The following is a 23,379-nucleotide window of genomic DNA, read 5'->3' on the forward strand; positions in this document are numbered from 1 at the left end:
ACCTAGCCGCTCACCTAAACAACCAACCAGTTCCACAGCCTCCGCCTGCAGCCAGAACCCGCCGCCCAAGGATGGAACCCAACTACCCAACCCAACACAAAAACCCCGGCCAAAGGCCGGGGTCCGCAAATCAATATTACTTCTTAGCCGCAGCGTAACGCTGAGCTACTGCATCCCAGTTAATTACGTTGAAGAAAGCGTTCATGTAATCAGGGCGCTTGTTCTGGTACTTCAGGTAGTAAGCGTGCTCCCAAACGTCCATACCAAGGATCGGTGTCTTGCCTTCCATGATCGGGCTGTCTTGGTTAGGCGTGCTGGAAACTTCCAGTTTGCCGTCTTTCGTTACGCTAAGCCATGCCCAGCCGCTTCCGAAGCGGGTTGCGCCTGCTTTTGTGAAATCTTCTTTGAACTTCGCGAATCCGCCAAGCTCGCTGTTGATGGCATCAGCCAGTGCGCCAGTCGGCTCGCCGCCGCCGTTAGGTCCGATTACTTCCCAGAACAGGGAGTGGTTCGCGTGGCCGCCGCCGTTGTTGCGGACAGCGCCGCGGATGTTCTCCGGAACAGCGTCCAGGTTCGCGATCAGATCTTCGATCGATTTATTCTGAAGGTCGGCATGACCTTCCAAAGCTGCGTTCAGGTTAGTCACGTAAGTGTTGTGGTGACGGTCGTGGTGGATTTCCATTGTCTGAGCGTCGATGTGAGGCTCAAGAGCATTGTTAGCATAAGGTAATGCCGGTAATTCGAATGCCATGGTTAACTACCTCCCGGATATGTATTGGCTGCCATCGTTACGATGCAGCAGATTCAATCTCATTATCACTCAATTAAGATATAAAATCAACATTTATGTTTCGAAAGTCACTGCACGCCTCCGCGGTTTACAATTTCTTTAATGATATCGCTGTGCAGCGAAGTTCCTTGCGCGTTCAGCCAAGGGGAGTAATCGCTCATCATCCGGTGATGATGTTCCAGCTCGTGCTGTTCCCACTGCTCAAACCGGACATCCATCAATTCGGGAAAACTTCTGCCTTCGTATCCTTGGTCCATCTATCTTTTACACCTCCTTGCAAGCTTTGAAACACCAAGAATAGGATGCTTTTTTTGCAGGAAAAATATTCTTTTTTTTCATCGTAAACCCCATTTTTGTTCAAAAACAACCGAAATAAGCCTGTTTACGTCATTTTAAAGCGTTTTCACGCCTCTATTAACCTCTCGTTAACATTCTCTTGACTTTTTCGCTGTTTTTTTTACAATTAAAAAGAGTTTTGTCGTTTCTGTTACAGCGATTCGTGACAGGAGAACTAATTTTCCAAAGTGGGAGAGACTTAGGATGCTACTACGTACGTTTCAATTATCAGACTACGCTCCGGTAACGGAATTGCTGGCTGAAGTATTGACGGAAAGCTGCTACGACGAAACGATAGGGGCCCTTGCAAGACAGCTGAAATGGGACAGCGACCTGGTGACTGTAGCCGAAGCTGACGAGCAAATCGTCGGGATCATTATCGGAACGATCGATAACAACAAAGGTTACTATTACCGTATCGCGGTCGGACAAGCCTATCAGCGCAGAGGCATTGGCAAAGCCCTGGTGGAGAATTTAAAACAGAAATTTGTGCAGCGCAAAGTCAGCCGCATTCTGGTGACGGCCGACCCGCACAATGAACCCATCCTGCCTTTGTATGAGTCTCTTGGTTACAGAGCGACCGATTTCCTAAGATCGTTTTCCAAGCTCAGCATTATGAACGGATAATTCCTGCTTCAACTTGCTTTGATATTGTGATGATTAAGCAGATTCTAAGGCCCTGCGGGGCGGCGGAGTGTGCTTTTTTTGTTTGGTAAGGTAACCGATTTCGCTATTTTGCGGCGCAATTGCGTTACTTATTGGATTCATCTACCTTCTGCTGAAAGAAGGTACCTGAATTTCCTTATCGCGCCTTGAGGTGAACCGAATAAAGAAAAACGCTGTCGATCTCCTTACACAAACTCAAAAATGAGCCCATTTAGCGTAAACCCGCAACAGCACAAGGAAAAAAGTTACTTTAAGTTCTTCCGCCACCTCACTAGCAACCTACTGCCAGCACCAACTACGTCAGCAACCTCGCGGCACCACCCGCAACACAGCGCCAACACCAGCAACCAAGCCGGAAAATTACCTGCAACCATTGCCGTGTCCGGAATCAACGCCAACCTACGCAACCAAGCGAAACGCCTCCGCCAAAAACCTACCTCTAACGCTTGCACAGCAGGCGCTTAGCACCCTTTTTGTCCGCAAATTGTGGTATAATAGTCGTAATTTATAGAGATAGAGGGCTTATGATGGGAATATACACTTCTTCAGTGATCAAAAGTTTCAAACATGACGGGCATCTGCACCGTATGTGGCTGGAGAACTGGATGCTGCCGGAAGCGCTGCTCCACCCGGACCATGCCGCGGAATCCATGATGGTGCTCATCAACAGCCAGACGAAGATACAGGAGGCCGACGGCAAGCAGTGGATCAGCCGGATTCCGGCGGTGTCTTTTTTTATACCGGGTCAATGGTTTAACGTGGTTGCTCTGCTTGAGGAGCATGGGGTCCGCTATTATTGCAATGTGGCATCGCCCCCCTATAGGAACGGGAATGTCATTACTTATATCGACTATGATCTAGACGTGATCCTGCTGCCATCCGGGGAAATTCACGTGGTCGACCAGGACGAATACGATACGCACAAAATCAACTATCATTACTCCGGCGTAGTGGTGCAAAAGGTCGAGGAAGGCCTCGCCATACTGCTGGACCGGGTCCGCAGGAAGCTGCCTCCTTTTCAGGACAGTCTCGTTCAAGAATACTATCAGCATTGGAAAATGAGCGGAGGGGAAGCTTAATGGACGTGAAAGCTTCGGAGGCCGGAAGTGCCGGAAACCAGGACCAAGACGGCGAGGAAACGGGGCTGACGCTGAAAGAAGCGGCCGATTGGGCGAAATCCATCGCAGCAGCGCTTGTGGTGGTCATTTTTCTGCATTTATTCGTGTTTAACCTGTCAACGGTGCTGGGCCATTCTATGGAACCTACGCTCAAGGAGAAAGAATGGCTTTTCGTGAACAAAATGGTGTATCTGTGGGACGGCCCGGACCGGGGAGACGTGGTCATATTGACAGACCCGGCACCGACGGACCCGGACAAAAAGTACCTTGTCAAACGGGTCATCGGCGTACCGGGGGACCGAGTTGAAATCACGAAGCATCGGGTGCTGGTTAACGGAAAGCCGCTGGCCGAAGGATACACCGATACGAAAGTGGAAGGCGACGACGTAGAAGCGGTTGTGGTGCCTGAGGGAGCATATTATGTAATGGGTGACAACCGACATTTGTATTCGAGCAAGGACAGCCGGTTTTTCGGGCCTGTGCCGCAGAAGCTGATTAAGGGCAGGGCGGATTTCATCCTGTGGCCGTTCGGCAAGATGGGCAGTTTATGAGTCTGCGGTCCGGGCGAACCGGGCTGCGGCATGATGGAGGACGGAATGAGAGAAGTAACGATCTATACGGACGGAGCCTGCTCCGGCAATCCCGGCCCGGGCGGCTGGGGCGCGATTTTGATGGCGGGAGACAAGCGCAAGGAAATCTCCGGCGGCGAAAAGCATACGACGAACAACCGGATGGAGCTGCAGGCGGTGATTGAAGCGCTCAACCGGTTGAAACAGCCTTGTGCCGTTAAGGTATACAGCGACTCGGCTTATCTCGTGAACTGTTTTCAACAGAACTGGATCAGCGGCTGGATCCGCAAAGGCTGGAAGAACAGCAAAGGGCAGCTTGTAGAGAATCAGGATTTGTGGAAAGCGCTGCTCGACCTGATGAACATCCACAAAGTGGAGTACATCAAAGTGAAGGGCCACAGTGACAATGAATTCAACAATCGCTGCGATGAACTGGCAAGGGCCGCGATCAAGGCCATGTTGGCGGCGAAGTAAAATGGATCGGCATGACGCGGCAGTACAATATTCTGCATGGAGGTGAGGACATGGATAGGAAGGAACCCGGCGCAGGCGCCGCATTTTGGCAGCAGCTCAAAGAAGACATCAAGCAGGCCGCAGCATCTCTTGGCATCGACAAGATCGGGTTCACGACCGCCGATCCATTCCTCGACATGAAGGAGATTCTGCTGCGGCACCGCGAGCAGGGCTTTGAATCCGGCTTCGAGGAGCCGGATATCGAGAAGCGCGTCAACCCCGCGCTTCTCTTCACGGAACCGCGATCGATTCTGTCGATCGCGGTTGCTTATCCTTCGGCAATGAAGAACCCGCCGAAGTCGGAGCCCGGCGCCTACCGCGGGATCATTTCGCGGTCGTCTTGGGGCCAAGACTACCACCAGGTGCTGCGCGACCGCCTTTCGAAGCTGGAGGGCTTTATCCGGGACCGCGTCCCGGAAGCCCGCCTCGAAAGCATGGTCGATACCGGCGCCCTGGTGGACCGTGCGGTGGCCGAGCGGGCCGGCGTAGGCTGGAGCGGCAAGAATTGCGCCATCATCACTCCGGAATTCGGGTCGTGGGTTTACTTGGGGGAGATGATCACGAATCTCCCCTTCCCGCCCGACACCCCGATTACGGAGGATTGCGGCGATTGCACGCTCTGTATCGACGCCTGCCCTACCGGCGCACTGGTGGCGCCCGGCTCGCTGAACGCCGGGCGCTGCGTCTCGTTCGTCACCCAGTCCAAAGGCTGGATTGACGACGAGATGAAAGAGAAGATCGGCAACCGGCTTTACGGCTGCGATACGTGCCAGATCGTCTGCCCGAAGAACCGCAAGAAGAACTGGACGCACCATGAAGATCTGCAGCCCGATCCGGAGCTGGTGAAGCCGCTGCTGAAACCGCTCCTGACGTTGACCAACCGTGAATTCAAGGAGAAGTACGGGGCGATTTCCGCTTCCTGGCGAGGCAAAAAGCCGATCCAACGCAATGCGGTTATCGCTTTGGGCAACTTTAAGGATGCTTCCGCGGTTCCTTTGCTTCGTGACATGCTGCTGAAGGACGAGCGCCCTGATATGAGAGGGACTTGTGCATGGGCATTGGGCAAAATCGGGACAACGGAGGCTGTGGAGGCGCTGGAAACGGCCGATACGAGAGAGCAGGACCCGCAAGTGCTGGAAGCGCTAAGGAACGCGCTGGAACGGGCCCGGAAGAAGCAGGTAATGAACTAGCGGGTTCCAGGTCCTATTTTGCCGATAAAGGTAAGGAGAGTGCTTAATGAGATACATTTCTGTGGAAACGGTAGAGCCGGGAGACCTGCTCGGCAAAACCATCTATTCCAGCAACGGCACCGTCCTGCTTTCGGAGGGCGTACAATTAACTGTGTTTATGATTAATACGCTAAAGCGAATCGGTGTTACGATGGTATATATTAAAGATGAGCACTTTGAGGATATCGAAATTGAGGATATTTTGTCCGAAGAAACCAAAAGAGCCGTGATGAAGCAGATGTCGGACACGATGGATGCGCTGCGTTCGGGTAAAGATTTCAGTACGAAGGCGGTAAGCCAAAGCGTCGATTCCCTTCTGGACGATATCATGAAGAACCGGGACCTGCTGGTGCACCTGTCCGATATTCGAACACAGGATAACGAGATGTATGTCCATGCGTTGAACGTATGTATGATGTCCGTGCTGATGGGCCTCCACCGGAACTTGAACGTCATTCAGCTGAAAGAGCTGGCGATCGGGGCGCTGCTGCATGATGTAGGAAAAGTGGGCGCTTATGACGATGAATCGGAGGAAATGCGCAAACACCATACCTGGCGAGGTTTTGAGATTCTGAAGAATAAACGGGAGTATAATCTCCTGATCGCCCACGTAGCGTTCCAGCATCACGAAACCGAAGACGGACTTGGCGTTCCGCGTCAGGTAGGGGCCGATTCCATTCATGTATATGCCAAAATTGTAGCCGTGGCCAACACGTACGACAATTTGCTTTTTAACGAGAAGTTAGCCGGACGGAGACTTTTGCCTCACGAAGCTTGCGAGCATATGATGGCCATGGCGGGAACGAAGCTGGACCGGGAGATTGTGATTGATTTTTTGCGTACGGTTTCTGTGTATCCGACAGGCACTTCGGTGAAGCTGACGACCAGAGAAACAGGGGTAGTCGTAGGGCAGCACAGAGGGCTTCCAGGGCGGCCGGTCGTGCGGGTGGTACGTGGAACGGAAGATGATTTTGAAGTAAAAGAGATCGACCTGGCCAGGCAGACGACGGTGTTCATTGACAGCGTCATAGCCTAAGGAATCCGAAGGCTGGTGCGCAATTGTGTCCGGCGGATGGACATGCTATGATAACATTGATTCTTTAACTAACTATTATTGGAGTGAACGAGCCGTGGAATGGTACAACATCGTAATTCCGATTGTTACCCTTATTGTGGGACTGGTCGGGGGATTCTTGATCGGTGTCTGGTATCTTCGCAAGCAAATGGAGAAGATGCAGAACGATCCTGCCATGATTCAGCAGATGGCGAAGCAAATGGGATATAACCTGAATAAACAGCAGATGAATAAAATGCAGAACATGATGAAAAACCAGAACTTTAACAAGAAATTCAAATAAAGTGCGCAAGGGACGCCGGTTACCGGCAGGTCCGGCGGTGTCAGGAGGCAGGAAGCTATGGCGGGTATGAAGGATTATGTGAATCACCGGGTGGAAGAGAACCGGGAAGCGATCGAAGGGCATGTTCGTGAAATTCTCCGCTTGATCGGGGAAGATGTGGACCGTGAAGGGCTGCTTGAGACGCCTGCGCGTGTTACACGGATGTATGAGGAGATTTTCGCCGGCTATCAGGTGGATCCCCGTGAAGTGCTCGGCGTCACCTTCGATGAGAAGCATGAAGAGCTGGTCATCGTTAAGGATATCGTTTATTACAGCCAGTGCGAGCATCATATGGCGCCGTTCTTCGGCAAAGCCCATATCGGATACATTCCCAGCGGCAAAATTGCCGGGTTGAGCAAGCTGGCCCGTCTGGTAGAGGCGGTTACACGCCGTCTTCAGGTGCAGGAACGCATCACTTCCGAAATCGCGGACATTATGGACGAAGTGCTGAAGCCGCATGGAGTTATGGTTGTGGTGGAAGGCGAGCATTTGTGCATGTGCTCCCGCGGCGTGAAGAAGCCGGGCAGCCATACGATGACCTCTGCCGTACGCGGATTGTTCCGTACGGATGCGGCATCGCGTTCGGAGTTTTTGTCGTTAATTAAAGGGTAAGAGCTGGAAAACCCCCGCTGATCATTGGATCGGCGGGGGTTTTTTGCTTTTCGGCTGTACTTATTTCATAGAGGCCAGTTCTATGTTCCCCGAAGACTGCTCCGGGTTGTTTGAGTTAGTTCCCGCTTCCGTTCCATCGCCTTTATCTGCCAGCTGCACATCGCCCGGATCGGAGATGCCGCGCAGGAAGGAGAAGGTTCTCTTGAGATACTGGTCGCTGTGCATCCGGAAAATCAATTCATGCATGGAGTCTTCAACCAGCCAGAAATTGGAGTCATGCTCTTTCTTTTGATTCTTAGCGATAGCCTGTGCCAGCTCATATGGCGCTTTCTCATCTTGTGTGCTGTGGATCATGAAGATCGGAATCGGGTATTGCGTTGCTTTTACCTGCTGTATCGGAATCTGCTTCAAGCTGGGCCCGTTCAGCATAGGGAAAGACCACCGGACAAGCGCCAGAGAAGGATATTTAGGAACGTTAATATAATTTTTTAAGTTATGGTACAAGGTATCGGGATCGAGGATAAACGTACTGTCCAAAATCATACCGGAAATGTCCTTGGTTTGCAGAGCAGCCTGGAGTGCCGTACCCGCGCCCATAGAGAAGCCCCATATGTAGATATGCTCCGCACCGCGCTCCTTCGCCAGCTTCACCGCTCCCAGCAGCTCCTGGGATTCCTGCTTGCCGCCGGTCACCACTTGGCGTTTGACGGTTGAGGCAAAGCCGTAATCGAACATAACGACATTATAGTTCTGCAGATGCAGTTTCTCGGCTAAGTCATACATCGGAACCCAATATTCTTCCCTGTTGGCGCCATAGCCATGGCTGAAAATGACGGTTTGTGTCGACTTCTCGGCAGGGATATACCAGCCGTTTACCATCGTTTTGCCGTTTACACTGGAGAAGCTGACATCTTCATAGGCCAAGTTCTTGGCCTTCAGCGGATTGGAGTACAGCGGGTCCACAAAAGGGTGTAAGAGCCGATAGGCAATGAAAGCGTGAAACGCCAAAGTGAGGGAGCCCAGTAACAGCAGCAGGCACATGCCTGCAAGCACAAAGGGCTGTTTCCGCATACGGGAGGCGGTTTCAAAAAAGTCTTGGATTGGAGTTAAATCCGGAGAAATGATAACGGATTTCATGGCGGGATCCCCCTGTCTCTGGCTTGATCGGCTTTCTTGCGGGTAGGAAGGGATATTTTTCTGGAATGAAGCGAACTGTCCGTCTTAATGGATGATGCCAGCCAGTTCATCTTGGAAGAAAAATAAGCGTGCTGCGTATGTTTGAAAGCGCTTTAATATTTTGTATTATTTATTATATTAGGCCTTAACTACCTCTAGGTCAATGGTCTCATGTAAATGTAATCTAACTGTAATATGGCTGTAATTTTTCGTCGTTTTTCTTTGCTTTGGCAGGTAGTTTGGTTTATACTTATGATACATTGTTTCATATAGTGAAACTCCGGGAGGGGTGACTTGGTATGGATGATTCCAAATTGACGGTTCGCGCAGTAGAGCGGGCCTTGGATATTTTATTGTGTTTTACGGATGAGACGGACTTGGGGTTAACTGAAATTGCCGCGAGGGTTGAGCTTCATAAAAGTACAGTTCACCGTTTGCTGGCTTCTTTAGAGGGAAAAGGGTTTGTGCAGCGGGATGAGGCGACGGAGAAGTACAGGCTGGGCCTGCGCATTCTGGAGCTGTACGCGAATATGTCGCATGCGGACGATCCGGCGGTGCTGCTGCTGCCGGAGATGGAAGCGCTCCGCGACCGTCTGGATGAGACGGTCAGCTTGTATGTGCGGGACGGCGATGAGCGCGTCCGCATTCAGGCGGTGCAGAGCAACCAGGCGATCCGCCGGGTTGCTCCCGTGGGTGCGCGGATGCCGCTGTATGTCGGCGCATCCAGCAAGATTTTGCTGGCCTTCGCCGACGTAGCGGCACAGGCCGCCATCCTGGACGCGCCCGGCTGGCCGGAGCATATCGCCAAAGGCGATTTTCTCGAGCAGCTGGCGGAGATCAAGCGGCTCGGCTATGCCACCAGCGTCGCCGAGCGGGAGCTGGGGGCCGCGGCGGTGGCGGCCCCGATCTTGGCCCGCACCGGCCGTCTGGCGGCCGTGCTGGCGGTGTCCGGGCCGTCCAGCCGTATGACGCCCGAAGTGATGAAGCAGCAGGCTCCGGTCATCATGGAGGCGGCTGCACGTATGGGCAAGCTAATGAAGCCTTAGGCTGAAGTGAAATGGGAACCTATAGAAATAAGAGACCGGTCCTTCCTTGAGAGGGACCGGATTTTTATGTTGTTAGAACGTACAGCCCAATAATTTCAGCTGGGAGAAGCTTTCCGCAAAAATCATAGTAGAGCCTCTTCGCCAACTATGAGATACTGTTCATATCCTTATTATGAAAACGCTTTTATCATGGGGGTTTCGTCATGCGCATGCTGAAGGCTTATAAGTCCAAGAAGTATCTTCTCCGAATTTTATTGTCCTTAACGCTGCTGATGTTCGCAGTGCAGTTTTTCTCATCTCTGGCGCTGCAATACAATGCGGAACGAAGCGCAGTGACCATGCAGCAGGAAGCAAACCGCAAAGTCATGAACCAGATCAATTACAACATCTCTTACATGACCGGCATTATAAGCAATTTTGCCGTAAATCTGTTTACGGAAAAGAGGATCGTAGCGCTGATGACGATGCGGGAGCCGGATCCCATGACAGTAATCCAATCGGTAAATGATCTTCATCAGAATTACTCCCTATCCTCCTTTCTTCATTCCATCGTCGTATATAACGGATATGCGGACCAGACCTATGCGGTCGGGGAACTTGGTCTTTCCAAGCCGGATCAATCGATGACCGCCGAGCTGGTGAGCTTGCTGAAGCGAAAGAACAAGCTTCCGAGAATGGAACTTCTCCCTATGAATCTAAGCGGACATGAACGGTCTGTGGATTTCTTCTCCCTCGTCATTTACGAAACTTATTACTCCGAGAATACCGGCCGGGAGAGTGCGCTTGTCTTAAACATCAAGCCGGAATGGCTCATGGAAAATATGCGCGCGGTCAACGATTTTGCCAATCCTGACCAATCCGGCATCTTTATCATCGATCAATCGGGTAATGTGATCTTATCCGGCCAAGGCCAAAGTCTGCTGTCCAATCTGGATGAATTAAGAGCTGCAGTTCATGAGCGCAGTGCGATGAACCCGGAAAGGTTTGGTTCTTTCCGAAATAGCCTTGGCGGCGAGGGCGATTATTTAATCACGTTTATGAACACCGAGGTTTCCTCCTGGAAAGTAGTTTCCGTTCAACCGTATGATGCCGTGATCGGTCCTGTACAGAGAATGAAAACGACCTCCCATCTGGTAAGTGCGGCCTTATTGCTGTTTTCCCTAATCCTCTCTGTGATCATGGCGCACAAGCTTTACCAACCGATCGACCGGATGATTGCCCAAATCGGCACGTCTCCTTCCGGGGAGCGGGAAGAAAGAAACGGCAATCGGGATGAACTGTCGCATGTCGCCAGTATGTACAGCCAAATGGCGCAGAAGCTGTATCTGGTGTCAAATGAGCAGGATAAGCAGAAGAATATCGTAAAAAACTATCATCTCCGCACCATCATCTCCGGCAGCATGGCTTTCAACGCAGGGCAATTTGCCGAAAGTATCGCGCACAACGAATTACATATTGAGCCGGAAGGCCCTTATCGGCTCGTCATGATGAAATTGGACGATTACTTAAGCTTCATGCAGAATGTGAGCTACAATCAGCGGCTGCTGTACTATTTTGCCATTCAAAATATTGCAGAAGAGATTATGCGTCCCAGTCCGTTCCGCTGTGAAATCGCGGATATGCGCAGCGATCATCTAGTGATGCTTGTGAGCTCTGACCGCAGTAAACGGTTGGAGTTGGAGCAGCTGGTCCATCTTCTGTTGAAAATACAGGAGGTCATCAACGGTTATTACAAGCTGTCCTTGTCCATGACGGTCAGTGACCTGATCCTGGAGCATACGGCCATTTCAGAGGGGTATGCCGCCGTGACCCAATATTCGATGTATAAACTGCTGTACGGCAAGAACGCCATTCTGACACCGGATAAAGTGCGGCCGAACATGGAGCATTTCGAATATGCCTTCCCTGACGATCTCGAGAGAAAGTTGTCGGAGAGCATCAGAACGAACGATCAGGACGGCATGATCACCACTATTCATCAGATCTTGAAAAAGCTCTCCGTCTACCATTTCGACCATATTATTCACGGTATTCTGCATGTAGTTGACATCCTGAAGGGGACGGTCCGCGAGATGAACAAGAATCGGGTCGTATCGCTGTATGTGGATCTTAGCTCATTAAGCAGGCAGGTGCTGGAGAAGGAAACCATTGAGGAGATAGAGGAGCTGTTCGTGCAGGCCTGTACGGAAATCCACGATAAGCTCCGCCAGCTCGATCACGACAAGAACACGGCTCTGATGGATGCGATTAAAGAAATCATAGAAGTAAATTATAGGGACAATAATTTAAACCTGCAGGGGATTTCATCCATACTTCATATGACGCCTGCTTATGTAGGATTGAAGTTTAAGCAAAGCGAATTTATGTCGGTAGGAGAGTACCTTAACGAAGTCCGGCTTAGGCATGCGCAGGAGTATTTGGAGACCAAAAGCTTCAGCATTAAAGAAATTATGGAGCTGGTCGGGTTTCTTAATGAAAGCACCTTCTTTAAATTGTTCAAAAAGAAATACGGGGTAACCCCCCGGGAATACAGGCTTAAGAAAAGCCTGGGATGACGGATACCTGAAGAAACGGGAAAAGGCTTCGCCGAATCACCGGCGAAGCCTTTTCTATGTTATTTAAGGCCTTTCTCTTTCAGGAATGCTTCCCATTGTGCAGTGGTCTCTTTATCGATTTTGTCCTGTCCGGAAGCTTTCAGTTTGTCAATAAATTTCGGCAGTAAATCCTTCGGTTCTACGGCGCCGGTTTCCAGTGCCAATTGAAACTCTTCTTTGGTTGCCTGAACGTTGGCAATCTCGGATTTGATGCTTTCTTGATTGACGGAAAATCCGTAAGAAGCAGCCACAAGTGCGCTGTCATTCAATGTTACGGTTCGTTCCCACACATCCTGGGATTGGCCCGGTTTGAGGTAGGCGTTAAACTGGTTGCCGAACACCCAATCGACATTCGGAGCATATCCCGAATCCTTGATCGGTTCAATATAGAGATCGTCCTTCTTGGTGTAATGCTTGCCTTCTATGCCGCTGCAGATCAGATTGTAAAGATATTTATCCGTATTGAGCAGATTGATCAGCATGAGCGTGCGTTCCGGATTTTTGGAAGTTTTACTGATGACATGCATCGCACTGGAAATGCCCGTGAAATAGCTGTCCGAGATCGGAACGTAAACGACTTCATTGCCTCCGTTGACATTCTTCTCTTCCACTTCGCCGCCCGGCTTTGAGGTGAATTCAATGCCGACAGCAACATTGCCCTTCGCTTTCAGATCGTTGATGTTCTTCAGCACCGGCGCGTCCTTATTAATGTAACCGGCTTTGTACCATGCTCTCATGGTGTCATAGTATTCCTTCTTATCCTCAAGCATCTGAATTTCTGTCAAGTTTTTGTACGTTGTGTCGTCCTTCTGATAAGTAACGGCAAGACCGTCCGCTCCGACCCGATTCCGGTCTACATAAATACCCCAAGAATTTTGAGCCATACCAAACGGGATCACATCTTTCTCATTCTCCTTCAAGGTTTTCAGGAAAGGCTCAAGATCTTTATACGATTGGATGGTGGAGACATCCAGCTTGTATTTATCAATATATTTCTTCTGGATCACCAAGCTTTTCGTCTTAGCAGCAACCTGGTAGATGGGGAATCCATACACTTTGCCGTCTACCGCTTTCATATCCGGCCAGAACTTATCAGGAATGTTCTTGCGCGCCTCGGGAGCATATTTATTAATCATATCGTCCGTGAGTTCCAGGAAGGCGCCTTTGTCCACGTTGCCCTGATAAGGAAGCAGCCAGTAGCGGGAAGACCATGCAAGATCAAAGGCTTCTCCTGCGGCCATCATTGCGTTTAATTTGGTATCGTATTCATCGAACGATAGCGGTTTTAATTCTACAGTTGCGTTCATTTTCTCCTTGAGGTATTTATTGATCTCATCCTGTACAAGCTTTTGGTCGGCTCCGGGCGGATTGCTCGGATAGTAGAAGATGAGCTTCGCTTCCGGGAGTGCGGGGGTTTCTGCTGGCTCTTCTTCTTTTGGGGCCGTGTTATTGGCGGTACCGTTCGGTTTTTCCTCAGCTTTGGGCGCATTGTTGTTTGTTTTGCTGCCGGCGTTGTTAGAGCAAGCGGCGAATAGCGCCAAGCACATAAGGATAACACAAAATTTCATGACGTTAACTCTTCTCGTTTTCATGGATCAACCCTCCGATATGATATTGAACTAAACATGTATCCGCTTGCAAAAAGGCAGCCCCACCTCCTTAAAGAAATCCGAAAGGATAGATCATGGTTACATTCTCATCCTTTCAGTGATCCAACCGTAATCCCTTTGACAAAATACTTTTGAAAGAAAGGAAAGATGACTAGCATGGGTCCGCCGGCAAGAATCGCCATCGCCATCCTAACGGAAAGGGTAGGGAAGTTAGCATATTGTAAGCGGCTCGCGGCCTCGGCCATCGGTGAGTTTGCAAGAAACTCAATTTGCGAGAGGATCCGAACAAGAAGCAGCTGCAGCGGAATGTATTTATCGTTATCGATAAACAGAAGCGCATAAAACCATTCGTTCCAGTAGCCAAAAGAGATGAAGAGGCCAAGGGTGGCAAGCGCCGGTGTGGAAAGCGGCAGAATAATCCGGAAGAAGATCCGGAATTCGCCGGAGCCGTCAACCTTTGCGGACTCTATAATCTCTTTCGAGATTTTATCCAGAAAGCCCTTCATGATCAAGATATTGAAGGGGCTGAGAACGGTCGGGATAATGAGCGCGGCAAGGGTATTCTTCAGATGCAGATACTGCGTCATCAGAATATAGAACGGGATCATTCCCCCGTTAAATAGAATGGTAAAAAAGATATAGAACGTGATCGGCCGGTTATACCGGAAATCGCTGCGCGAAATCGGGTAGGCGGTCATAGCCGTAAGCAGCAGGGAAATCAGGGTTCCGGCCGCCGTAATTAGAATGGTGACGCCGTAGCCTTTAAGCAGACTCCCTGGCTTGCTCAGCACAATACGGTACGCCTCCAGGCTGAATTCATCTGGGATGAACTGATATCCATTTTGCACAAGGCTGTTCTCCGAAGTAACCGATACGATGATTAACAGAATAAACGGCATCGCTATGAACAGGCAGACGACTGTAAAGAAGCCGTTGATCAACAAGCTGGCAAGCCTGTCGGAGCCGGTAGCTGACATATAAGAGCATCTCCTTTGTTTAGAATAGGGCGTTGTCTTTATCTACTCTCCGCACGATGTAGTTGGCGGATACCACGGTGATTAATCCTAGTACGGATTGCAGGAAACCGACAGCCGCACCGGAATTGATATCGCCGAGTTTGGTCAAGGCCCGGTAAATGTAAGTATCGATCACGTCCGTTGTTTCGAAGTTCATGCCGACGTTATTCGGAACAAAATAATGCAGCCCGAAATCGCCTCTGAAGATGTTTCCAAGGCCAAGGATAAACAGGATGATGACTAAGGGCTTGAGCAGAGGAAGCGTAATACGAAGCATCATTTGGATACGGGTGGCCCCGTCGAGCTTAGCTGCTTCGTAATAGTCGCTGTTAATGCCGGTTATGCCCGCATAGTAAACAAGGGTTGAGAATCCTACGCCTTTCCAGATGGAAACCAGCGGCAGGATGAATAACCAGGGTGCTGTTTCGAAATACCAGTTGTGGGGCTCCATGCCGATTTTTTGAAGTAAACTGTTCAAGAATCCGTTCTCGTGGTCTAAAAAAGAGTTAGCGATATAACCGACAAGCACGAAAGAAATAAAGAAGGGCAGGAACATCGTAGTTTGATAAATCTTGATCATTCTTCCTGTCAGCTCGTTCAGCAGTAAGGCGAACACCAGGGCCGTGATCGTTCCGAGAATGATGTACGCAAAATTGTAAGCCAACGTATTGCGAATGACCCGGATGGCATCTTGTGATTTAAATAAAAATTCGAAATTGCTGAAGCCGACCCATTTACTTCCGAAGATGCCTTGATCGTACCTGTAGAATTTAAAGGCCAGGATCAGCCCGACCATCGGAATGTAAGCAATCACGAATTTGAACAGGATGCCGGGCAGTGCAAGCAGCAACAGCTCACGGTTCTTTCGCAAATGCCTTATTTCTCTTCCAATCCAGGAGACGGGGGCGGGTCTTGATGCCTTAGCTGGTGTGTCTCCGGTTTTCCGCGATATCGCGGAGTCTGTCTTGCTCATATCCATCTCCTCCATCTTTTCCTCAAGCTTACAGGATCATCATGGCACATCCGCTTTTATGTGCATACAGCGGGAATAAGGGATTCCTGTTGACGGGATTATGATTTTTATGGATTCATGTTCCAGTGCAGCTTTCCGAAAGAGGAGGCAGTCTTTGTTAGGGTTTATGCAGGTAAACGAAGATTTCACAGTTGCACCATGATCCATTAACATTATCAGCAGTAGCGCGGCAAGCCTCTTTTTGACACGATAGAACCAGCAAATCAAAGGGGGCGAATCCATGGAAGGAACTAAAGAAAAGAATGGTATCCAGTTTTACGTTAGTGTTCATGATGGGGACGATGCGGGTACCGGCAGCTCACGAAATCCCTTCCGTACGATACAAGCTGCGCAGGCAGCGGTGCGGGAAGTCATCCTGAGCGGGTACACGGGCGAGATAACAGTTTATCTCCGGGGAGGCAGCTATGAACTGATGGAGCCTTTGCGGTTCGGAACAGGTGATGCAGGGGGGGAACAGTGCCGGGTTACTTATCGAAACGCAAGCGGGGAAAGGCCGGTATTGCTGGGAGGCATCGTACTTAAGCAGTGGGAGCCATGGCAGGAAGGAATCTGGCGGACGCCCGTGCCCTCTTCGGTACGGTTCCAGACGTTGTACGCGAACGGGGAGCGGGTTGTGAAAGCAAGACTGCCTGCTCACGGTTATTTCACTTCGAATGCTGCGGAGGGAAAAGAGGATCTTGAGGGCATGGGCTTCCGGAAAGAGGATGTTCCGGATCATGTTGACCCCGCAGGCCTTCAGGTCTTCGTATGGCCGGGGAGAGGGGAATGGAATTGGTTCTCCGAAACCATTCCCGTTCGCAAGCTGGATTATGTTAGGCGGTATATAGAGTTTGAGCGTCCGGCCACCTGGGAGATCGGCGAGGGTTCCCGATACTATTTGCAGGGGTCACTGGCATTTCTGCGGGAACCCGGCCAATTCTATTTGAATGAAGCTGAGGGCATGTTGCACTACCGGCCTATGAGTGGAACACCGGATGAGCAGACAGTCGTTGCCCCTGTTATAACGCGTTTGATTGACATTCAGGGAGATTCTGTGGATCGGCGGGTGGCCGGACTTGCGTTTCGCGGACTCACTTTAGCCTGTACGGATTTCTATGAGGATCATAGGATGATGCGCAGTGAGCCGGGAATGGATAATGCCGAACCGGGTGAAAACCGCCATGGCTTGATCTACATCCGTAATGCCTCGGATATTGATATCAGTTCCTGCACCATTCGGGAGTCCGGAACCTGCGGCATCTTTTTAGACCGCTGCGCCGAGCGAATCACCATTGTAAATAATCATATAGAAAGAATCGGCTATACGGGAGTGTACGCATCGGGTTACGCTCCGGGGGAGGGAGATTTCAAGGGAACGGATTCCCCTTATGTTAATAAAGGGCATTTGATTACAAACAACGTAATTGAACACGGAGGAGAACTTGTCGGTCATGGCAGCGGAATCGTGCTGTATCAATGCGGGGAATGCGACATCTCCCATAATCGCATTGCGCATATGCCCCGTTACGGCATTTCCTTGAAAGGCTTAAGGTACCGGGTGATGCCCGATCAAATGTGGGGTGTGCCCGTAACGTGGGAGAATCACTGGGACTTTCTGTTCACGAGACAGAACCGCATCCGGCATAACGACATCTCGGACGTAATGACTGACAGCCAAGACGGAGGAATGATCGAATCTTGGGGAATCGGCCGCGGAAACCGGATTATAGGCAACCGCCTGCACCATAGCGGGATCCACTTCTCCTTCGGGTTTGGCATTTACCTCGACGACGCCTCGGATGACGTTGAAGTGACGCATAATGTACTCGACCATTTATACAGCACAAATAACGGGAAGTTATGGATGGCGATTTTCTCCAAGGGGATCGGTAACCGTATTGTGAATAACCTGATGGTCGATAACCCGGACGCCGTTTGTGCCATGGGCTCACAGGAGATGGCCGGGGAGGCTGCCCGTGATATTGTGGTGGAGAGGAACATCGTCTCGAATTCCGGGCACCTGTATTGCTTTGTCAACTGGAGTCCTGACCGGTTCTTGCAGGCCGATCACAACTTGTTCTGGCGCAGCGGGGAACCCTGCAGGGTGGCAGGAAAGCTGCCGGCGGAGCCCGCGGGGCTCAATGCGGTCTGGGGTAACGAATACGAATGGCAAACCTGGCGAGCTCTGCTCGACGGCAAGTATGACGCTCATACCTTGTTTGCTCCGCCAGGCTTTGTGAATAGCCAAGTCGGCGATTATCGGCTTCTGCCCGATTCGCCCGCCTGCCGTTTGGGCTGGGTACCTATTGATTTCTCTTTATTCGGTCCTCAGATCAGCGTATGAAATCAGGTCCCAAAACAGAGGAAAGCCCCGTGAGGCGCGATACCATCGCTCCCCACGGGGCTTTTGTTATGATTTAATTTTATACCGACTGCTTGCTTTCAGCGATGATCTGGCGCAGGACGGTCTGCAGGATACCGCCGTTGCGGTAGTAGTCTACATCCACCATGCTGTCCAGACGGACAATCGCGTCAAAGTCGAATGTGCTGCCGTCTTGGCGGGTTGCCGTCACTTTGACGTTTTGGCCCGGTTGAACGGAGTTATCCAGTCCTTTGATTTCGAAGGTTTCGGTACCTGTAATCCCCAGCGTCTTCCATCCCATACCTTCATGGAATTGAAGAGGAAGGACACCCATACCTACCAGGTTGCTGCGGTGAATCCGCTCGAAGCTCTCAGCGATAACCGCTTTGACGCCCAGAAGGAACGTACCTTTTGCCGCCCAGTCACGGGAGCTTCCCGTACCGTATTCTTTACCGGCGATGACAACCAGGTTCGTGCCTTGATCCTGATACTTCATGGAAGCATCGTAGATCGACATCACTTCGCCTGTAGGCAAGTAAGTCGTTACGCCGCCCTCAGTGCCTGGAGCCACTTGGTTACGGATACGGATGTTAGCGAACGTACCGCGCATCATGACTTCATGGTTACCGCGGCGGGAGCCGTAGGAGTTGAAGTCTTCTTTCTTCACGCCATGCTCGATCAGGTAACGGCCGGCAGGGCTGTCAGCCTTGATGTTACCGGCAGGAGAGATGTGGTCTGTCGTTACGGAATCGCCCATCATAGCCAATGCCTTCGCAGCTGCCACGTCTTTAATGTCGTCCAGCTCAGGAGCCAGGTCAGCGAAGAACGGAGGCTCTTGGATGTAAGTGGACAGTTTATCCCACTCGTACAGCTCGCCTTCCGGTACAGGGATCGCGTTCCAACGCTCGTTAGCGTTGAAGACGTTGCTGTACTTCGCACGGAACGATTCAGGGCTCATACCGATAGAAATCGCTTCTTTAATTTCCTCGGAAGTCGGCCAGATGTCTTTCAGGTACACAGGCTGGTTGCTTTGATCGTAACCGATCGGATCGTTCGCCAGGTCGATGTTCACCGTACCGGCAAGCGCATAAGCAACAACCAGCGGAGGAGATGCCAGGTAGTTCGCTTTGACCTGAGCGTGAACGCGGCCTTCGAAGTTACGGTTACCGCTCAATACAGCGGCAACAGTCATATCGTTGTCAGCGATCGCTTGGCTTACTTCATCCGGAAGCGGACCGGAGTTACCGATACATGTCGCACAGCCGTAACCCGCTACATAGAAGCCCAGCTCTTCCAAAGGTCTCATCAGGTCCGTCTTGTCTAGGTAATCCGCAACAATCAGGGAGCCTGGAGTCAAGCTTGTTTTTACGTAACCAGGAACTTTCAGGCCGCGCTCAACCGCCTTCTTCGCTACAAGGCCTGCACCCAGCATAACGGAAGGGTTGGAAGTGTTCGTACAGGAAGTGATGGCCGCAATCACGACTGCGCCTGTTCCCATCTTGGATACGTCGCCGCGAGGGTGCTTCACTTGTACCTTTTCTTCGATCTTCTCATCGGACAAGCCGTAGCCGCCTTTGTCGATCGGAGTACGGATAATGGAGTCCCAAGCTTCTTTCATATTCGTCAATTCTACACGGTCTTGAGGACGCTTCGGACCTGCAAGGCTCGGTACAATCGTGGAAAGGTCAAGTTCAAGCGAATCGGAATAAACCGGTTCAGGGGAGTTCTCATCACGGAACATGCCTTGAGCTTTGTAGTAAGCTTCCACCAGTGCCACTTGCTCGTCGGAACGGCCGGTTTGCTTCAGGTATTCCAGCGTTTCGCCGTCTACCGGGAAAATACCGATCGTAGCGCCGTACTCAGGAGCCATGTTGGCAACCGTAGCGCGGTCCGCCAGGCTCAGGCAATCAAGTCCCGGTCCATAGAATTCTACGAATTTGCCTACAACGCCCTTCTTACGAAGGATTTGAGTTACTGTCAATGCCAAGTCAGTCGCCGTAGCGCCTTCGCTTAGCTGGCCTTTAAATTTAAAACCGATGACCTCAGGGGTTACAAAATAAAGCGGCTGCCCCAGCATCCCGGCTTCCGCCTCGATACCGCCGACGCCCCAGCCTACGATTCCCAAACCGTTGATCATGGTAGTGTGGGAGTCCGTACCTACCAGAGAGTCCGGATATACTTCGGTTTCGCCTTCCACTGTCTTCGTGGCTGCAACGGAAGCTAGGTATTCCAAGTTTACTTGGTGAACGATACCTGTAGCCGGAGGAACAGCGCGGAAGTTATCGAACGCCGTTTGCGCCCAGCGAAGGAAGCGGTAACGTTCATTGTTCCGTTCGAATTCTACGTTCATGTTGTATTCAAGGGATTGCGGGGTACCGAACGCGTCTACCATTACGGAGTGGTCGATAACCAGGTCAACCGGAACAAGCGGGTTGATCCGTTTCGGGTCTCCGCCAGCGCGCTTCATGGTGTCGCGCATAGCAGCCAAGTCAACAACTACCGGTACGCCGGTGAAATCCTGAAGCACGATACGTGCAGGGATGAAAGGGATCTCCTTGTTGTGGTCGCGGCCTTCAGCCCAGTTCGCAAGCAGCTTTACATGGTCGTTCGTAATCGCTCTGCCGTCGAATTGGCGCACAGCGGCTTCAAGCAGCACTTTGATGGAGAACGGAAGCTTGGACACTTGGCCCAGGCCCTTTTCTTCCAATCCTTGCAGGCGGAAGTACTGGTATTGCTTACCCCCTACCTCAAGGGATGTCCGTACAGAAAAATGATCTTTTCTTGGCATCAATAACGGCCTCCTGTTTTTTAAAATGGATCCATCGGTTTCATTCTGTGAAACGCGATTTCAAAATAACATCTACCTTAAGTATACCTTCATCCTCTGCCTTAGTAAAGTCCATATTTAACTCATTTTTGCCCATTCCGTTTCATATATTTGAAAGCAGTTATCGGCACGGCGCGGAAAGGTTAACCTCGTTAATTATAACAGAAACTTAGGGGAGGGGCCTCATGAAGGAAGATTGGAAGAAAGCGCTGTTTTCCTATGTTCAAAGACAAAACCGTTCAGAGCTGGAGTACTCGGTGCTTCCGCTGCTTCCGCTTGTTCGTGACGGGTCTGTGGTTAAGCGCGGATCGGAACGGCTTAAGGAGCTGTCGCGTTATCACCGGGACAGGAGAATCCGGATTCAACGCAAGGAAACCCGGGCGTCGATCGAATCCATGTCTGCTTCGGGAAAAGAGCTTCGGGTAGACCTAAAGCTTCAGAGAAAAATTGTTTATATGCATCGAAACAAGGAACGCACCGAGCAGCGGATTGAGCGGGAGAGAATCTTTCTTAGCAAGTCAGACGGCAGGTACGAAGTGACGCTTATAGAGACCGCCGCCGGAGAGAGGGAAGCTGCTGCGGCCGGCCAGCCCCTGCACGGGAAAGATGACGCTGCCGCAAGCACAGCTCGGCCTGCCGCTTCCTTGCCGTACCTAAACTATGCCGCTTTGGAGCGGGATAAACCGGAGAGGGCGCCAATTCCGTATGACAGGGAAGCAGCCGCCCTGTATGCAGATACGCATTGGGAGAATGCGAGTCCTAATTTTTTAAAATTCGAGGTCGATTGTACCAATTTCGTCTCCCAGTGTCTCTTTGCAGGCGGGGCGCCTATGAATTATACTGGTACAAGAGGTTCGGGCTGGTGGTATAAAGGACGCATGAACGGACAGGAGTTATGGAGTTACAGTTGGGCGGTGGCGCACAGCCTCCAGCTGTTTTTAGGCAATGGCGGAAAGAGCGGAGGGCTGGCAGGCACCCGTGTGGAGTCGCCTGCAGAGCTGCAGATCGGCGACGTAATTTTCTACGACTGGGAAGGCGACGGCCGGTTTTCGCACAGCACGTTCGTAGCGGCTCTGGATGCGGACGGCATGCCCCTTGTGAATGCCCATACCGTTGAGAGCAAGCACCGTTACTGGGATTACCGCGACTCTTATGCCTGGACGGAGAACACTCAATATCGTTTTTTTCATATTCATGATTTCTTTTAACAGTGAAGCGTTTAATGGGATGAAGAGAAGCAGGATGCAAGAACTTCGCCTTTCTTATTGGCGAGTAAACCTACATCTTAACTCGGTCGCTCAGCTTCGAAATGCCTCGATAGAGGTTTATCTCATTCATTCAGATGGAGGTTCCAATGGGGAGAAAATTGAAGGTCGGATTAATTTACGGCGGAAAGTCCGGAGAACACGAGGTTTCACTGCAAACGGCACTGGCCGTCATCAAAGCGTTTGACCTTTCCAAATACGACATCGTTCCGTTCTATATAACTAAACAAGGCGAGTGGAGAACGGGACCGCAGCTGACAGCGCCTGCGGAGAATGCGGCCCAGCTCCAGTTTGACACGGCAGCCCCGCAGGGAAGCACGCTTCCTATCCCGTCGCTGTTCCGCGACAGCTCTCCAGCGGTTGGAGGAGGCGCTGCGGCACCTTCCGTGGACGTGGTATTCCCGCTGCTGCACGGCACGTTTGGGGAAGACGGTACGATTCAAGGCCTTTTCGAAATGACGAACATTCCTTATGTCGGCGCAGGTGTACTCGCTTCTGCGGTGGGCATGGACAAAGTCATGATGAAGAAAGTGTTTGCCCAGGAACAGCTGCCCCAGGTGGTGTTCCGCCACTTTACAAGGAAGCAGTGGGAAAAGGACCGTCCGTTCTTCCTGATGGAGATCGAAGTGTCCGTCGGTTACCCATGCTTCGTGAAGCCTGCTAATCTTGGTTCGAGCGTTGGGATTTCCAAAGCGCGCAACCGGGATGAGTTCATCGAGGCGGTAGAATACGCGTTCCGGTATGACCGCAAAGTCATTGTGGAAGAGAATGTAGAGGCAAGGGAAATCGAAGTGAGCGTGCTTGGCAATGACGAGCCCCGGGCTTCGGTGCCGGGCGAGATCGTCCCGTCAAGTGAGTTTTACGATTATAAGGCTAAATATGTAGACGGCAAGTCCGCAATGATTATTCCGGCCGAAATTTCAGAAGAACTTTCTCTGAAACTGCAGGAGATGGCGCTCCGCGCTTACCAGGCCATCGATGGATCCGGCTTAACCCGTGTGGATTTCTTCGTACGCAAGTCCGATCAGCAGATATTTATTAACGAAGTGAACACGATGCCCGGCTTCACGCCGTTCAGCATGTATCCGCTCCTATGGAAAGAAACCGGAGTATCCTATCAGCAGCTTCTTGATACGCTGATCGACCTGGCGGTGCAAAGGCACGCGGAGAAACAAAAGATTAATTACGGAAACGAATAAGTTGCCATTATAAAAGAAAGCCGTCTGCCCGGTTCGGGTGAG

Annotated in this window: 20 protein-coding genes; 13 read left to right on the forward strand and 7 right to left on the reverse strand. The window is 51.1% G+C overall.

The window, feature by feature from the left end:
- Window positions 1-136: 136 nt before the first annotated feature.
- On the reverse strand, window positions 137-751 hold the full coding sequence (locus ACFSUF_RS22025; RefSeq protein WP_377606646.1) for a superoxide dismutase: 615 nt from the start codon (window positions 749-751) through the stop codon (window positions 137-139).
- Window positions 752-858: 107 nt separating this feature from the next.
- A complete protein-coding gene (locus ACFSUF_RS22030; protein ID WP_377606648.1) occupies window positions 859-1,047 on the reverse strand; it encodes a hypothetical protein in 189 nt (62 codons plus the stop codon).
- 283 nt (window positions 1,048-1,330) lie between these two features.
- Between ACFSUF_RS22030 and ACFSUF_RS22035 the strand changes: the two genes are divergently transcribed.
- The 8 genes from ACFSUF_RS22035 (at window position 1,331) to folE (ending at window position 7,230) form a co-directional block, all read left to right on the forward strand.
- Window positions 1,331-1,753, forward strand: coding sequence for a GNAT family N-acetyltransferase (locus tag ACFSUF_RS22035; protein WP_377606650.1), 423 nt, complete (start codon window positions 1,331-1,333; stop codon window positions 1,751-1,753).
- A gap of 566 nt (window positions 1,754-2,319) precedes the next feature.
- Entirely contained in the window at window positions 2,320-2,871 is a 552-nt protein-coding gene (locus ACFSUF_RS22040) for a DUF402 domain-containing protein (protein ID WP_377606759.1), read from the forward strand.
- Window positions 2,871-3,461 (forward strand): signal peptidase I, encoded by a 591-nt coding sequence (lepB, locus tag ACFSUF_RS22045; protein WP_377606653.1) that lies wholly within the window; start codon window positions 2,871-2,873, stop codon window positions 3,459-3,461. Before ACFSUF_RS22040 ends, lepB begins: the two co-directional genes overlap by 1 nt.
- Before the next feature lie 45 nt (window positions 3,462-3,506).
- The gene (gene rnhA / locus ACFSUF_RS22050) at window positions 3,507-3,953 is read left to right on the forward strand and encodes a ribonuclease HI (RefSeq protein ID WP_377606655.1); all 447 of its coding nucleotides are present in this window, start codon (window positions 3,507-3,509) and stop codon (window positions 3,951-3,953) included.
- A gap of 50 nt (window positions 3,954-4,003) precedes the next feature.
- Complete coding sequence (gene queG / locus ACFSUF_RS22055) at window positions 4,004-5,182, forward strand: tRNA epoxyqueuosine(34) reductase QueG (protein ID WP_377606657.1); 1,179 nt, start codon at window positions 4,004-4,006, stop codon at window positions 5,180-5,182.
- 46 nt (window positions 5,183-5,228) lie between these two features.
- Window positions 5,229-6,257 (forward strand): HD-GYP domain-containing protein, encoded by a 1,029-nt coding sequence (locus ACFSUF_RS22060; protein ID WP_377606659.1) that lies wholly within the window; start codon window positions 5,229-5,231, stop codon window positions 6,255-6,257.
- Between the two features lie 94 nt (window positions 6,258-6,351).
- Window positions 6,352-6,579 (forward strand): YneF family protein, encoded by a 228-nt coding sequence (locus tag ACFSUF_RS22065; RefSeq protein ID WP_377606661.1) that lies wholly within the window; start codon window positions 6,352-6,354, stop codon window positions 6,577-6,579.
- 57 nt (window positions 6,580-6,636) lie between these two features.
- Window positions 6,637-7,230: a GTP cyclohydrolase I FolE gene (folE, locus tag ACFSUF_RS22070; RefSeq protein WP_377606663.1), complete on the forward strand. Its 594-nt coding sequence runs from the start codon at window positions 6,637-6,639 to the stop codon at window positions 7,228-7,230.
- A 60-nt stretch (window positions 7,231-7,290) separates the two neighbouring features.
- Here the strand turns inward: folE and ACFSUF_RS22075 are convergent, their stop codons facing one another.
- A complete protein-coding gene (locus tag ACFSUF_RS22075) occupies window positions 7,291-8,367 on the reverse strand; it encodes an alpha/beta hydrolase (RefSeq protein WP_377606665.1) in 1,077 nt (358 codons plus the stop codon).
- 338 nt (window positions 8,368-8,705) lie between these two features.
- Here ACFSUF_RS22075 and ACFSUF_RS22080 point away from each other — a divergent pair, with 338 nt between their 5' ends.
- Both ACFSUF_RS22080 and ACFSUF_RS22085 read left to right on the forward strand, forming a co-directional pair.
- Window positions 8,706-9,452, forward strand: a complete 747-nt coding sequence (locus ACFSUF_RS22080; RefSeq protein ID WP_377606667.1) for an IclR family transcriptional regulator — start codon at window positions 8,706-8,708, stop codon at window positions 9,450-9,452.
- A 203-nt stretch (window positions 9,453-9,655) separates the two neighbouring features.
- Window positions 9,656-12,007 carry an AraC family transcriptional regulator gene (locus ACFSUF_RS22085; RefSeq protein ID WP_377606669.1) on the forward strand — a complete coding sequence of 784 codons (2,352 nt, stop codon included), beginning with the start codon at window positions 9,656-9,658 and terminating at the stop codon, window positions 12,005-12,007.
- A gap of 59 nt (window positions 12,008-12,066) precedes the next feature.
- Here the strand turns inward: ACFSUF_RS22085 and ACFSUF_RS22090 are convergent, their stop codons facing one another.
- The 3 genes from ACFSUF_RS22090 to ACFSUF_RS22100 form a co-directional block, all read right to left on the reverse strand.
- Window positions 12,067-12,573, reverse strand: a complete 507-nt coding sequence (locus ACFSUF_RS22090; protein WP_377606762.1) for an ABC transporter substrate-binding protein — start codon at window positions 12,571-12,573, stop codon at window positions 12,067-12,069.
- A 1,169-nt stretch (window positions 12,574-13,742) separates the two neighbouring features.
- Window positions 13,743-14,633 carry a carbohydrate ABC transporter permease gene (locus ACFSUF_RS22095; RefSeq protein WP_377606672.1) on the reverse strand — a complete coding sequence of 297 codons (891 nt, stop codon included), beginning with the start codon at window positions 14,631-14,633 and terminating at the stop codon, window positions 13,743-13,745.
- A gap of 19 nt (window positions 14,634-14,652) precedes the next feature.
- Entirely contained in the window at window positions 14,653-15,645 is a 993-nt protein-coding gene (locus ACFSUF_RS22100; RefSeq protein WP_377606674.1) for an ABC transporter permease, read from the reverse strand.
- Window positions 15,646-15,925: 280 nt separating this feature from the next.
- On the opposite strand from ACFSUF_RS22100, the gene ACFSUF_RS22105 reads away from it, so the two are divergent.
- Window positions 15,926-18,028 (forward strand): right-handed parallel beta-helix repeat-containing protein, encoded by a 2,103-nt coding sequence (locus ACFSUF_RS22105; RefSeq protein WP_377606676.1) that lies wholly within the window; start codon window positions 15,926-15,928, stop codon window positions 18,026-18,028.
- Between the two features lie 79 nt (window positions 18,029-18,107).
- On the opposite strand, the gene acnA is transcribed toward ACFSUF_RS22105, so the two are convergent.
- Window positions 18,108-20,834, reverse strand: coding sequence for an aconitate hydratase AcnA (acnA, locus tag ACFSUF_RS22110; RefSeq protein ID WP_377606678.1), 2,727 nt, complete (start codon window positions 20,832-20,834; stop codon window positions 18,108-18,110).
- A 224-nt stretch (window positions 20,835-21,058) separates the two neighbouring features.
- Between acnA and ACFSUF_RS22115 the strand changes: the two genes are divergently transcribed.
- A complete protein-coding gene (locus ACFSUF_RS22115; protein WP_377606680.1) occupies window positions 21,059-22,081 on the forward strand; it encodes an amidase domain-containing protein in 1,023 nt (340 codons plus the stop codon).
- 146 nt (window positions 22,082-22,227) lie between these two features.
- Window positions 22,228-23,337 (forward strand): D-alanine--D-alanine ligase, encoded by a 1,110-nt coding sequence (locus tag ACFSUF_RS22120; protein WP_377606682.1) that lies wholly within the window; start codon window positions 22,228-22,230, stop codon window positions 23,335-23,337.
- The last annotated feature ends 42 nt before the right edge of the window (window positions 23,338-23,379 follow it).

The sequence above is a fragment of the Paenibacillus gansuensis genome, assembly GCF_042684925.1.
In the GTDB taxonomy this organism is placed as follows: domain Bacteria; phylum Bacillota; class Bacilli; order Paenibacillales; family DY6; genus Paenibacillus_N; species Paenibacillus_N gansuensis.